Source organism: Embleya sp. NPDC020630 (genome assembly GCF_044334985.1).
GTDB lineage: Bacteria > Actinomycetota > Actinomycetes > Streptomycetales > Streptomycetaceae > Embleya.
In genome coordinates this window covers 58,194-71,555 of record NZ_JBIRUB010000005.1, presented here as the reverse complement: position 1 = coordinate 71,555, position 13,362 = coordinate 58,194, and the positions used below count along the sequence as shown (strand labels likewise).

The window sequence follows — 13,362 nt, the reverse complement described above, 5'->3', positions numbered from 1 at the left end:
CCGGGGCCGGCGCCCGGCCGTTCCCCTCCGCTCGCACCCGTTCGCCCGTTCGCATCCGTTCGCACCCGTTCCCGGAAGGACACAACCATCGTGGTCAGGTTCGAGGTCTGGGCTCCGAAAGCGTCGTCCCTGGAGGTCGTCGTCGACGGCCGACGCAAGCCGATGCGCGACGCGAACCGGCCGGGGTGGTGGCAGGCGGACGTGCCGACGGCGGTACACGGCAGCGACTACGCGTTCGCCATCGACGGCAACGACCCGCTACCCGACCCGCGGTCGCCGTGGCAGCCCACCGGCCCCGAAGGCCCGAGCCGCGTGGTCGACCACGCGGCGTACGCGTGGGGCGACGGGGCCTGGACCGGCCGGCCGCTCCCGGGCGCGGTCGTCTACGAGCTGCACATCGGTACGTTCACCACCGAGGGCACGTTCGCCGCGGCCGTCGAGCGGCTCGACCACCTGGTCGATCTAGGCGTCACCCACGTCGAGGTGATGCCGGTGTCCGCCTTCCCGGGCCGGCACGGGTGGGGCTACGACGGGGTGTGCCCGTGGGCGGTGCACGAGCCCTACGGCGGCCCGGAAGGCCTCAAGCGGTTCGTGGACGCCTGCCACGTGCACGGCCTGGGCGTGATCCTGGACGTCGTCCACAACCACCTGGGCCCGTCCGGGAACCATCTGCCCGCCTTCGGCCCCTACTTCACCGACCGCTACCGCACCCCGTGGGGCTCGGCGGTGAACCTGGACGGCCCGGGCTCCGACGAGGTCCGCGCCTACCTGGTCGGCAGCGCGCTGATGTGGCTGCGCGACTACCACGTGGACGGACTGCGCCTGGACGCGGTGCACGCGCTCGCCGACAACCGTGCGGTGCCGTTCCTGGAGGAGTTGTCCGAGGCGGTGGACAAGCTCGCCGCCGCCACCGGCCGGCCGCTGTTCCTGATCGCCGAATCGGACCTGAACGACCCCCGCGTGGTCACCCCGCGCGAGAGCGGCGGCATGGGCGTGCAGGCCCAGTGGAGCGACGACTTCCACCACGCGCTGCACGCCCTGCTCACTGGCGAACGCCAGGGCTACTACGGCGACTTCGGCTCGATGGGCACCCTCGCCAAGACGCTCACCCGGGTTTGGCTGCACGACGGCACCTGGTCCTCGTTCCGTAAGCGCACGCACGGCCGCCCGGTGCCCACCTCGCGGATGCCCGCGTACCGCTTCCTGGGCTACCTCCAGACCCACGACCAGGTCGGCAACCGGGCCACCGGCGACCGGATCTCGGCGACCCTGCCGCCGGCGCTGCTCGCGGCGGGCGCCGCGCTCGTGCTCACCGCGCCGTTCACCCCGATGTTGTTCATGGGCGAGGAGTGGGGCGCGTCCACGCCCTGGCAATACTTCACCGACCACACCGACCCGGAGTTGGCCGAGGCCGTGCGCAACGGCCGCCGCGCCGAGTTCGCCTCGCACGGGTGGGACGCGGCGCAGATCCCCGACCCGCAGTCGGCGCAGACCGTGCGCGACTCGTGCCTGGACTGGAAGGAGCCCGCCCGCGCCCCGCACGCGGCCCTGCTGGCCTGGTACCGGCGGCTGATCGCGCTGCGCCGGGAATGGGAGAACCTGACCGACCCGGACCTGACCCGGGTGCAGGTCAGCTTCGAGGAGACCGCCGGCTGGCTGATGGTGCACCGGGGCGCGTTCCGTACCGCGGTCAACCTGGCCGAGCAGCCCGCGACGCTGCCGATGGGCACCGGGGCTGCGGAGATCGTCGCGGCCTGGGACGACCGCGCGGAGATCCGCCGGGGCCTGGTCGGCACCACGCTGCGGCTGCCCGCGACCGCCGTCATCGGCCGTCGGGAACGCTCAGGTGTCGAGCAGGCGCTTGCGCTCGGCCTCGACGTCGAAGTCGCCCGCCGGGTAGCGGGGGTCCAACTCGGTCAGGTGCTCCAGGAGCAGCCGGCTGATCGCCCAGTTGCGGTACCACTTGCGGTCGGCCGGCACCACGTACCAGGGCGCCGCGTCGCTGTCGCACTTCTCCAGCGCGGCCTCGTAGGCGGTCCGGTAGTCGGGCCACACGGAACGCTCGTCGATGTCGGCCGGGTTGAACTTCCAGTGTTTGTCCGGGTTGTCCAGCCGGGCGAGCAGGCGTTCCTTCTGCTCCTCGGGCGAGATGTGCAGGAAGACCTTGACCACGGTCACCTCGTCCTTGGCCAGGCCCTGCTCGAAGCGGTTGATCGTGGCGTAGCGGCGCGACCAGACCTGACGCGGGACCAGGTTGCGCACCCGGGCGATCAGGACGTCCTCGTAGTGCGAGCGGTCGAACACGCCGATCAGACCGGGCCCGGGCACCTGGGTGCGGACCCGCCACAGGAACGGGTGGGCGAGTTCCTCCTCGGTCGGCGCCTTGAACGCGTGGATGTGGCAGCCCGACGGGTTGAACTGGCCGATCACGTGCTTGACCGTGCCGCCCTTGCCGGAGGTGTCCATCCCCTGGACCACCAGGAGCACCCGGCGGCGCGCGCCGCCGGCCACGGCCTGCGCGTACAGCCGCTCCTGGAGTTCGGCCAGCCGGGGTCCCATCGCACCGATGTCGGCGAGCGCGTCGGCCTTGTCGCCCGCGAAGCTCGGCGTGGCGCGCGGATCGATCGCGGCCAGGTCCACGGGGCCGCCCGGCAGCCGCAACGCGGCCCGTACGGACGGCACATCGGCCGGGGGCGCGTACTTCTCGGCGGGCACCTCGACGAGCACCCGGAGCCGGGGCGGGGCGGGCTCGGGCCGCTGCTCGGCCAGGCCCGGCTCGACGGCGGGCGGGGCGGTCGGGTCGACGGCGGGCTCGGCATCGGGGTCGGCGTCGGGGTCCGGATCGTCCACCGGGTCGGCGACCAGGTGCACGGCCGGGCCGACGGCGGGCTCCAGGTCCGCGGCCGGTGCCTCGGCGATCGCGCGCTCGGCCTCGGTCTGCTTCGCGAGTGCCTTGGCCGCCTTCGCGGCCTCGGCGGCGACCCGCTCGGCCGCGGCCTCCAGCGCCTCGGCGGCTTTACGATCCGCCTTCTTCGCGGCCTTCTTCGCCGCCTTGGCGAGGTCGGCCTGCGCTTCGCGCTCGGCCTTGAGCACCTTGGCCGCCTTCTTCGCGGCCTTCTTGGCGGCCTTGGTCGCCTCGTCGACCCGGTCCGCCTTCGCGGCTCGGGCGGCCTTGTCGGGCTTGGCTGCCTTGTCCTTGGCGGCCTTCGCGGGCTTGTCGAGCTTGGCGGCCTTGGCAGGCTTCTCGGCCTTGCCGGCCTTCGCGGGCTTCTCGGCCTTCTTCGTGGCCGTCGCCCCCTTCACGACCGCCTCGGCGTCCGGGGCCTCGCCCAGGCCCACCGGCGTCGACCCCTTCGTGCCCCGGTCGGCCCTGCCTGCACTCCTGCCGTCGGCCTTCTTCGCCATGCCGCTGCCTCCGCGTCGTCGGGACCCGGGTCCGATGATGCCGCACCGACCCGTCGATCGCCCACGGGCGGCATCCCGGCAGCGGTGGATCAGCGAGAGGCGGGGATGCGCTCGGCGCCGTCGCGGGCCATCGAAACCAGGCGCGAGATCGCGCGCAGGTACTTCTTGCGGTAGCCGCCGCCGAGCAGTTCCTCGGTGAACAGTTCGTCGAAGGGCACGCCCGAGGCCACCACCGGCAGTTCGCGGTCGTACATCCGGTCCGCGAGCACCACCAGACGCAGCGCGGTGCCCTGGTCCTCGACCGGGTGCACCCCGCGCCAGAAGACGCCGGTGATCCCGTCGAGCATCGCGCCGTAGCGGCTGGGGTGCACCGTGGCCAGGTGCGCGAGCAGTGCCGGGAAGTCGTCCAGCGCGGCGCCGTCGGGCGCGGCCTCGGCGGCCGCGGTGACCATGTCCTCGGCCACCGGCGCGGGCGCCGCCGGCAGGCCCCGGTGCCGGTAGTCCTCGCCGTCGATGCGCAACGCCTCGAAGCGCGAGGACAACCCCTGTATCTCGCGCATGAAGTCCTGCGCGGCGAACCGTCCCTCGCCGAGCTTGTCCGGCAGGGTGTTCGAGGTCGCGGCGAGCTTGACGCCGGCGTCGGCGAGCTTGCCCAGGAGGGTGGACACCAGGACGGTGTCGCCCGGGTCGTCGAGTTCGAACTCGTCGATGCACAGCAGCCGGTGTCCGGACAGCGCCTCGACGGTCCGCCGGAATCCGAGCGCCCCGACGAGGTTGGTCAGCTCGACGAAGGTGCACAGCGACTTCGGGCCGGGCGAGGCGTGCCACAGCGAGGCCAGCAGGTGGGTCTTGCCGACGCCGTAGCCGCCGTCGAGGTAGATCCCGCTCGGCCCGGCCGCCTGCTCCCGGCGGAACCAGCGGCGCTTGGCGCCGTCCCCGTTCAGCTCCGCCGCGAACCGCTCCAGCCGGACCACGGCCGCGGCCTGCCCGGGTTGATTCGGGTCGGGGATGTACGTGTCGAAACGCACGTCGCCGAACCGCGGCGGCGGCACCATCTCGGCGACGAGGCGGTCGGCGGGGACGCTGGGGTGGCGCGTGGTCAACGACACAGGAGCTACGGACACGATCATCAAGCCTACGACGCGTGCGAAACTCGGTCGCATGCGCCGTCTCCTTCCCGTGCCCTCCGCCGCCGACGAACCCGACGTCGACCTGGTCGAGGCCTATGCCTATCCCCCCGACCGCACCTGGCTGCGGGCGAACATGGTGGCGAGCCTGGACGGCGCCGCGCAGGCCCCCGACGGCCTGTCCGCCGGTCTGTCCTCGCCCGCCGACAAGCGCGTGTTCGGCGTGCTGCGCGGCCTTGCCGACGTCATCGTGGTCGGCGCCGCCACCGTGCGCCAGGAGGGCTACCGGCCGCCGCGCCCCAGGCCCGCCTACGCCGCCGCCCGGGCCGCCGCCGGACAGTTGCCCGCGCCGGTGATCGCGATCGTCTCGCGCAGCCTCGCCATCGACTTCACCACGCCGCTGTTCACCGAGGCGGTCACCCCCACCATCGTGATCACCTGCGAGGAGGCCCAACCCAAGGGCCTGGCGGCGGCGGCCGAGTACGGCGACGTGCTCCTGGCGGGGCGTGACCGGGTCGACCTGGGCCTGGCCCTCGACGCGCTGGCCGCCCGCGGGCTGACCCGGCAGCTCACCGAGGGCGGCCCGCACGTACTGGCGCAGATCGCCGCATGCGGCAGGCTGGACGAGCTGTGCCTGACCATGAGCCCGCTGCTGACCTCGGGACCCGCCCACCGGCTCCTGGCCGGCCCCGCGCTCCCCGAGGCACAGGCGATGCGCCCGATCTCGATCCTCGAGGAGGACGGCGCGCTGTTCTCCCGCTACGTCCGCGCGTAACGCCTGCCTTCGGCACCCGGCCGGGGCCGTTGCGGCGGCCTCGGCGGCGCCCGCCGGTCGGCGAAAGTGGGAGGGTGAACTCCCGGGCAGACGGGGCACAGACACCCGGCTCGGCCGATGGATCAAGGGAGAGTTGCGTGTACACGATCGTGCTGCTCGTGGAAAAGGTCCTGAACGAGGCGGACGTCGCGTTCGTGACCGGCCTGCACGAGGGCGTCGAGACGTCGTTCGTGGTGGTCCTGCCCGGCAAGGCCGACCATCGCAAGCTGCTCCAGGCGCTGGACGACGTGGCCCTGGTACGCCTGGACGAGGCGGCCGAGGACATCGAGCAGCGGCCCGGCCCCGACGACGGAGCGGAGGCGGCCCGGCGCACCCTGGAGGCGAGCGTGGCGGCACTGCGCGCGAGCGGCGCCGACGCCGTCGGCGAGACCACCCCGGGCCGGGACCCGCTGGACACCCTCAAGCAGATCGTCGACCGGCACCACGCCGACGAGGTGATCGTGCTCACCGACCCGCACTTCATCGAAGAGGTCTTCCACCGCGACTGGGCCTCGCGGGCCCGACAGAACGTGGGCGTGCCGGTGCTCAAGCTCTTCGCACACGATGTGAGCTGACACAATCGCGGGAGCCCGCGCCGAACGCGGGTCCACCCCACTCGAAGGAGCCCGCTTCATGGCACCCCCCGCCGAGCCCGTCGACCTCGGCAGCCCGTTCTTCGTCGGCATCGGTGGCGCCGGCATGTCGGGGCTCGCCAAGATCCTCGCGATCCGCGGCGCGAGGGTCTCCGGCAGCGACGCCAAGGACTCCACCCAGGTGTTGGCGCTGCGCCGGCTCGGCTGCACGGTGCACGTGGGCCACGATCGGGCGAACGTCGCCGAGGACGTCTCGTGCGTGGTCGTGTCCTCGGCGATCCGGGAGGACAACCCCGAACTGGTCGTCGCGCGCGAGCGGGGCATCCCGATCGTGCACCGCGCGGACGCGCTGGCCCGGCTGATGGACGGCCGGCGCTCGGTGGCCGTCGCGGGCACGCACGGCAAGACCACCACGACGAGCATGCTCGCGGTCGGCCTGACCTCGCTCGGGCTGGACCCCTCGTTCGCGATCGGCGCCGACCTCAACGAGGCGGGCAGCAACGCCCACCACGGCCTGGGCGAGATCTTCGTGGCCGAGGCGGACGAAAGCGACCGCAGCTTCCACAAGTACGCGCCCGAGGTGGCCGTGGTGCTGAACGTGGAGCTGGACCACCACGCCAACTACGGCTCGCTGGACGACGTGCTCGACGCGTTCGAGATCTTCGCCGGCCGCATCGTGCCCGGCGGCACGCTGGTGCTCTCCGCCGACGACGCGGGCGCCGGCGCCCTGCGCGAGCGGCTGGCGGTCTCCGCGCCGACGCTGAACGTGGTCACCGTCGGCGAGCACGAGGGCGCGGATCTGCGCCTGGCGCAGATCGAGGCGTCGGGCCTGAGCAGCCGGGTCACCGTGCACGGCAAGGCCGTGGGCGGCGAATTGGTGCTGGCCGTCGCGGTGCCGGGGCGGCACAACGCCTCCAACGCGGTGATGGCGCTCGCGGTGGGCCTGGCGCTCGGCGTCGAGCCGCGGCGCATGGCCGACGGGCTGGCCAACTACCAGGGCGTGCGTCGGCGGTTCCAGCTCAAGGGCGAGGAGGGTGGCATCCGGGTCGTCGACTCGTACGCGCACCACCCCACCGAGATCGCCGCCGACCTGGCCACCGCCCGCGGCGCGGTGGGCGCGGGCCGGGTGATCGCGGTGTACCAGCCGCACCTGTTCAGCCGTACCCAGCAGCTCGGGGTGGAGATGGGCCGCGCGCTCGCCGCCGCCGACATCGCCGTGGTGATGGACATCTACGCCGCCCGGGAGGACCCGCAGCCCGGCGTGACCAGCAACATCGTCGCGCACGCCGCGCTGGACAACGGTGGCCTGGTGCGCACCGAGCACAGCTGGTCCGACGTGGCCGGCTCGGTGGCCGCGCTGGCCCGCCCCGGCGACCTGGTCCTGACCATGGGCGCGGGCGACGTGACCCTGCTCGGCCCGGAGATCCTGGACACGATCCGCGACCGCGGCACCGCCGCCGCTCGCTGAGCCGCCCACCCACCGGCGCCGTGCCGTCCCCTCGGGGAACGTCGCGGCGCCGTTGCGTGTTGGATGTGCACATGGCCTACGAAATCGAGAAGACCGACGACCAGTGGCGGGCCGAGCTGACCCCGGAGGAGTTCCGGGTGCTGCGTCGGGCGGGCACCGAGCGTGCGTGGACGGGCGAGTACACCGAGACCAAAACGACCGGCGTCTACCGCTGTCGGGCGTGCAAGGCGGAGCTGTTCCGCTCCGACACCAAGTTCGACAGCCACTGCGGCTGGCCGTCGTTCTACGCGCCGCTGGCCGAGGACCGGGTCGAATACATCGAGGACGACACGATGGGCATGACCCGGGTCGAGGTGCGCTGCGGGACCTGCGGCTCGCACCTGGGGCACGTGTTCGAGGGTGAGGGCTACGGGACGCCCACCGACCAGCGCTACTGCATCAACTCCATCTCGCTGACCCTGGAGCCGGACCCGCAGGGCTGAGCCGAGGCGCGGGTCGGCCCCCGGGCCGGCTCGGGCGGCGCCGCCCGTTCAAACATCGGTACGGGCGGTGCGGCAAAACTCACATCGAGCCCGCGTGCGGCGGGTGCGTCCGCTATGTCTGGGGACCATGGATCCCTGGCTGCCACCCCTCGCGTACTCGGTCTGGACGGCGCTCGTACTCGGCGTCGCCATCGGGTGCGCCCGGCGCGGCGGCCGGCGGGCGAACCGGGCGCGCCTGGCCGAACTGGGCGCGGTCGAATACGCGTTCGTCGTCGGCGGCGCGGCCCGCGCGGCCGACGTGTCGATCCTGGCCCTGCTCGGCGAGGGCGCGCTGCACCTGAACCGCGACGGGCAGGTGGTCGCGGCCCGGGCTCCGGCGGGCGACGCGCCGCTGCGGATCCTGGATCGGGAGTACGGCGGCCTGCCGCTGCGCGATCTGCGCGCCCGGGTGGCCGCGGCGCCGGAGATCCAGGGCATCGGCGCCGACCTGTTCGCGGCCGGCCTGATCGCCCGCCCAGACGCGGGCCCGCGTCGACTGCCCCGCTGGGCGCTGTTCGCCACCCTCCCCCTGGGCCTGGCCACCGCGATCGTGGGCTTCGTCCGCGCCGACGACGCGACCTCGGGCGCGCTGCCGTGGGTGGGCCTGCTGCTCGCGGTGATCGGCAGCCAGGCGTGTGTCGCGGGCCTGCTGCTCCTGGGCGTGTTCGGCGAGCGGGTGGTGCCCACCGCGCCGACCACACGCCGGCTGATCCGGCTGCGCCGCGACGAGGCGGCCGTGGCCGCGCTCGGAGCCGACGACCTGGGCGCGGTCGCCCTGTGGGGCCTGGACCGCTTCCCCGACCCGGTGGTCAAGGAGATCTTCCGCCGCAACGCCCCCGCCCCCGCCGGCCGCCCCCCGGAGTCCGTCTGGTGCGGCAACACCTCCTGCGCCTCCCCTCAGGGCGCCCGGGCCGGCTCCTGTGGCGGCACCGCCGACGGCTGCGGCAACTGACCGAACCGCGCCCGCAACGCGTCGGTGTCGCGGGCCACTTGCCGCGCGGCGTACCCGGAGCCAGCGAACCGAGGGAACTCCGCCTGTTTCGGTCCGGGACGGACCCGCCATGCTGGACGTATGCGGACAGCGGTGGGAATCGGATGGCGGCCGGAGATCGATCTGACCGTCGAGCGCCTGGCCGGCGTCGACTTCGTCGAGGTCGTCGCGGAGAACGTGTGCGTCGGACACCTGCCCGAGTCGCTGCGCGTACTGTGCGAGCGCGGCGTCGAGGTGATCCCGCACGGCGTCGGCCTCGGCCTGGCGGGCGCCGACCGTCCCGACCCCGCGCGCCTTGCCCGGCTGGCCGAGGTGGCGGGCGCCCTCGGCTCACCCGTGATCAGCGAACACCTGGCGTTCGTCCGGGCCGGCGGCATGGAGGCCGGTCACCTGCTGCCGACGCCGATGACCTGGGACGCGCTCGACGTCGTCACGGAAAACGTCCGCATCGCCCAGGACGCGCTGCCGGTCCCGCTCGCCTTGGAGAACCCGGCGACGCTGCTGACCTGGCCCGACAACGAGATGAGCGAGGCCCGCTTCCTGACCGAACTGGTCGAGCGCACCGGCGTGCGGCTGCTGATCGACGTGGCCAACCTGCACACCCAGCGGGTCAACCACGGCGTCGACCCGGCCGCCGCGCTGGCCGAACTCCCGCTGGAGGCGGTGGAGTACGTACACGTCGCCGGCGGCGTCGAACGCGACGGCCTGTGGCACGACACCCACGCGCACCCGGTGACCGAGCCGATCCTGGAGGTGCTGACCACGCTGTGCGCACTGCGCCCGCCGCCGCGCGTACTGCTCGAACGCGACAGCGACTTCCCGACGGCGGGCGAGATCGCCGCCGAATTGGCCGCGATCCGGACCGTGGTGGACCGGACGGCGGTGCGCCGGTGAGCGCGCGCGAGCGGCTGGCCGCACAGCAGACCGCGCTGCTCGCGGCACTGGTCGCCGGCGGGCCGACACCGCCGGGCTTCGACCCGGACCGGGTGCGCGTACAGGCCCGCGCGCTGGCCGCCAAACGGCGCGACTCGGCGCTGCGCGCGCTGCCGGAGCTGGCGACGGCGCTGGGCCCGCGCTGGCCGGGCGAGTTCATGGCCTGGGCTCTGGTCCACCCGAAGCCCGCCGAGGGAGGCACCCGCGCCGACGTACACGCCTTCGCGGCCCATCTGTGGGAACGGGACGCGCTGCCGAAGGCGCTGGCCGAGGTGTTCGTCGAACGAAAGCCGTCCCGCTGGGCCCGGCTGCGCACCCGATTCGCATCCCGCGCGCCGGCCGGCCACGGGTAGGCACTTCGCACACGGGGGTCGACACCATGTTCTGGTTGCTGCTCGGGGCGGTGGTGGTCCTCGCCGCCGCCCTGCCGATCGTGATCGTCGTCCTGGCCCACCGCGCGGCCCGACGCCGGCTCCGCCACGCCTTCGGCCGACCGGCAGGACCGGCCTTCGGGCGGGCACCGGGCACCGGCACGCCGTACGGCGGCGAGCCCGGTCGGTACCCCGACCCGTGGCCACTCGGCCCGCAGGGGTATCAGGGGTACCAGGGGTACGACGCGCAGGACCACCATCACCATCACCCTCACCACGGCCACGGCCACGGCCACCACACCTCGTGCGGCACCGGCTGGTCCTGCGGCGCAGGCGCCGGCGGCGACTCCTCGGGTTCGAGCGGGACGTCCTGTTCCAGCGGATCGTCCTGCGGGTCGTCGTGTTCGAGCGGGTCGTCCTGCTCCAGCGGATCGTCCTGTTCGAGTTCGACCTAGGTTCGACCCGACGCGGCGCCCCCGGTCGGTCGGAGCGATCGATCGCGAGCCGACCGACCGGGACGAAGGCTCAGGCCAGACCGGCGAGCAGTTCGGCGACGGGGTGCCGGCGACCGGTGTAGAACGGCACCTCCTCGCGCACGTGGCGGCGCGTCTCCGAGCCGCGCAGGTGCCGCATCAGGTCGACGATGCGGTGCAGCTCGTCCGCCTCGAAGGCGAGGATCCACTCGTAGTCGCCCAGCGCGAACGACGGCACCGTGTTGGCCCGCACGTCCGGGTAGCCGCGCGCCATCCGCCCGTGCTCGGCGAGCAGCCGGCGGCGCTCGTCGTCCTCCAGCAGATACCACTCGTACGAGCGCACGAACGGGTACACCGCGACATAGTCGCGCGGGGTCTCCTCGGCCAGGAATGCCGGGATGTGGCTCTTGTTGAACTCGGCCGGACGGTGCAGCGCCATGTTCGACCACACCGGATCGAGGAGCCGGCCCAGGCCGGTGCGGCGGAAGCGGTTGTACGCCTCCTGGAGCGCGTCCGAGTCCTCCGCGTGCCACCAGATCATCAGGTCCGCGTCGGCACGCAGGCCGGAGACGTCATAGGTGCCGCGCACCACCACGTCCTTGTCGAGCAGCTGCTCGAACAACTGCTCGACCTCGCCCGCCAGTCCGGCCCGTTCACCCGGCAGCGGCTCACGGAGTCGGAAGACCGACCACATCGTGTACCTGATCACCTGGTTGAGGTCGCGGGCCTTGCGCCGGGCCGGCGCGGGTTCGCCTGCGGACTCCGGGCCGTCGGCGTTGAGGGCGGCGTCGACCACCGCTGCGGCGGCGTCGACCGGTTCCGGGCTGTTCTCCGCGGTGCTTTGCGTCATGGTCCGATTCTGCCTGGCTCGTCCCCGCGCTCAGCGCACGGGGCGCGCGTACGGCCTGGCGAGCTGCGCCAGGACCTCGGTCGCGGCCTTGGTCGCACTCGCCACACACGCCGGGATGCCGACGCCCTCGTACACCGCGCCGCACACCGCCAGGCGCGGCAACCGCTCGACCGCGTCGCGCACGCAGGCGATGCGACCGAGGTGGCCGACCGCGTACTGGGGCAGCCCGCCGCCCCAGCGGGTGACCCGGGTGTCGATCGGCTCGGCGGTCAGTCCGACCGCCTCGCGCAGGTCGTCGAGCGAGTCGGCGATCAGTTCGGCGTCCTCGCGCTGGAGCACCGCCTCCTCGCCGGCCCGGCCGAGGGAGGTGCGCAGCACGAACAGGTCGGGATCCGATTCGGCGAGCCAGCCCCACTTGTTCGACGCGAAGGTGCTCGCCTTGATCCGCCGGCCGTCCACCGGCGGCACCAGGAACCCGGTTCCGGCGGGCATCGACGCCAGGTCGGCGCGCCGGAACGCGAGGGTCACCAGCGCCATGCCCGCGTATTCGATCGAGGACAGCTCCACCGCCGCGACCGTCGAGTGCGGGCGCAGGAGGCGGGCCGCGGGCGCGGCCGGTACCGCGAGCACCACCGCGTCCGCCTCGATCGGGACGGGGGCGTTGGTCGGGCCGGTGATCAGCCGCCAGCCGGTCGGCGTGCGCTCCAACTCGCGCACCGTGGTCCGGGTCCGGATGCTGCCGCGCCCACCGGCCACCACGGCGCCGGCGACCGCGAGCGGCAGCCGCCCGACACCGCCGCGCACCCCCATGAACACCGGCCCCGCGGGCCGGTCGGCGGCGGCGTCGAGCAGGTGGCGCACCCCCGCCACCAGCGAGCCGCCGGAGCGGGCGATCGGCAACAGCTGCGGGACGGCGGCGGCGAGCGAGATGTCGTAGGCGTTGCCCGCGTACACCCCGCCGAGCAGCGGCTCGACGAGCCGGTCCACCACCTCGTGGCCGAGCCGTTCGGCGACGTAGCGGCCGACCGAGACGTCGTCCTCGTAGCGGTGCGGCGCCAGCGCGTGGTCCAGCGGGATCCGGGCCAGGCCCGCGGGCGACAACACCCCGCTCGCCGCCAGCGGCTCCAGGTCGCCCGGCACACCCATCACATGGCCGCGCGGCATCGGCCGCAACGCACCACGCGTCCACAACGACGCCCCCGCGGTGGCCGGCGGCTGAAGATCGTCGCCCAGCCCGACTTCACGAGCCAGGTCGATCGCCTCGAAACGCCGAGCCAACATCGACTCCGCACCCTCGTCGACCGCAACCCCGGCAATGCTCCCTGCATGCAGCTTCCCCCCCACCCGGGAAGCCCCCTCAAGCACGGTGACGGTGAGCCCGGGATCCCCGTCGCGCAGCAAAGCCCAAGCAGCCGTCAACCCGGCAATCCCACCACCGACAACAACCACATGCCGCCCGCCACCCACCACCGAACCACCCACGTCACACCCTCTCCCAAAAGCCACCCAACCCGACCCCCCGAAGCCAAACCCCCCAAAAGCCCAACCGCAACCGCACCAGGGCCAGGCCCGCGTTCGAGGCCACCCAAACTCGACCAGATCCCAACACGGGCCCGACCACAAACCACATCACCCCGGCCGGCCCTTGAGGCCACCCAACCCAACCCCAACCAATCCAGCCCGGCCGGCGTTTGAGGCCACCCCAACCCGACCAAATCCCAACGCCGACCCGACCACCAATCCAGCCCGGCCGGCCCTTGAGGCCACCCAACCCGACCCCAACCAATCCAGCCCGGCCGGCGTTTGAGGCCACCCC

The 13,362-nt window shown here is 73.4% G+C and carries 10 protein-coding genes and 2 pseudogenes; 8 read left to right on the top strand and 4 right to left on the bottom strand.

The genetic code is table 11. The annotated features are described in order from the left end of the window. Positions 1 to 90 precede the first annotated feature (90 nt). A pseudogene (gene treZ, locus ACH4XV_RS19140) lies at positions 91 to 1,764 on the top strand (malto-oligosyltrehalose trehalohydrolase); the annotation flags it as partial. A 78-nt stretch (positions 1,765 to 1,842) separates the two neighbouring features. Here the strand turns inward: treZ and ACH4XV_RS19135 are convergent. Both ACH4XV_RS19135 and zapE read right to left on the bottom strand, forming a co-directional pair. Further along, positions 1,843 to 2,715 (bottom strand): PPK2 family polyphosphate kinase, encoded by an 873-nt coding sequence (locus tag ACH4XV_RS19135; protein ID WP_395791986.1) that lies wholly within the window; start codon positions 2,713 to 2,715, stop codon positions 1,843 to 1,845. A gap of 779 nt (positions 2,716 to 3,494) precedes the next feature. Beyond that, on the bottom strand, positions 3,495 to 4,535 hold the full coding sequence (gene zapE / locus ACH4XV_RS19130) for a cell division protein ZapE (protein ID WP_395791222.1): 1,041 nt from the start codon (positions 4,533 to 4,535) through the stop codon (positions 3,495 to 3,497). A 31-nt stretch (positions 4,536 to 4,566) separates the two neighbouring features. Between zapE and ACH4XV_RS19125 the strand changes: the two genes are divergently transcribed. The 7 genes and pseudogenes from ACH4XV_RS19125 (at position 4,567) to ACH4XV_RS19095 (ending at position 10,678) form a co-directional block, all read left to right on the top strand. Further along, positions 4,567 to 5,307 carry a dihydrofolate reductase family protein gene (locus ACH4XV_RS19125; RefSeq protein ID WP_395791220.1) on the top strand — a complete coding sequence of 247 codons (741 nt, stop codon included), beginning with the start codon at positions 4,567 to 4,569 and terminating at the stop codon, positions 5,305 to 5,307. 137 nt (positions 5,308 to 5,444) lie between these two features. Further along, positions 5,445 to 5,921 (top strand): indole-3-glycerol phosphate synthase, encoded by a 477-nt coding sequence (locus tag ACH4XV_RS19120; protein WP_395791218.1) that lies wholly within the window; start codon positions 5,445 to 5,447, stop codon positions 5,919 to 5,921. Positions 5,922 to 5,979: 58 nt separating this feature from the next. Then, a complete protein-coding gene (gene murC, locus ACH4XV_RS19115) occupies positions 5,980 to 7,407 on the top strand; it encodes a UDP-N-acetylmuramate--L-alanine ligase (RefSeq protein WP_395791216.1) in 1,428 nt (475 codons plus the stop codon). Between the two features lie 71 nt (positions 7,408 to 7,478). Beyond that, positions 7,479 to 7,889: a peptide-methionine (R)-S-oxide reductase MsrB gene (gene msrB, locus ACH4XV_RS19110; RefSeq protein ID WP_395791214.1), complete on the top strand. Its 411-nt coding sequence runs from the start codon at positions 7,479 to 7,481 to the stop codon at positions 7,887 to 7,889. A 127-nt stretch (positions 7,890 to 8,016) separates the two neighbouring features. After that, a complete protein-coding gene (locus ACH4XV_RS19105; protein WP_395791212.1) occupies positions 8,017 to 8,880 on the top strand; it encodes a TIGR04222 domain-containing membrane protein in 864 nt (287 codons plus the stop codon). A 120-nt stretch (positions 8,881 to 9,000) separates the two neighbouring features. Beyond that, a pseudogene (locus ACH4XV_RS19100) lies at positions 9,001 to 10,205 on the top strand (DUF692 domain-containing protein). A gap of 26 nt (positions 10,206 to 10,231) precedes the next feature. Further along, a complete protein-coding gene (locus ACH4XV_RS19095) occupies positions 10,232 to 10,678 on the top strand; it encodes a hypothetical protein (RefSeq protein ID WP_395791210.1) in 447 nt (148 codons plus the stop codon). 70 nt (positions 10,679 to 10,748) lie between these two features. Here the strand turns inward: ACH4XV_RS19095 and hemQ are convergent, their stop codons facing one another. Then, positions 10,749 to 11,546 (bottom strand): hydrogen peroxide-dependent heme synthase, encoded by a 798-nt coding sequence (gene hemQ / locus ACH4XV_RS19090; protein ID WP_395791208.1) that lies wholly within the window; start codon positions 11,544 to 11,546, stop codon positions 10,749 to 10,751. Between the two features lie 30 nt (positions 11,547 to 11,576). Beyond that, entirely contained in the window at positions 11,577 to 13,028 is a 1,452-nt protein-coding gene (hemG, locus tag ACH4XV_RS19085) for a protoporphyrinogen oxidase (protein WP_395791206.1), read from the bottom strand. Positions 13,029 to 13,362 lie beyond the last annotated feature (334 nt).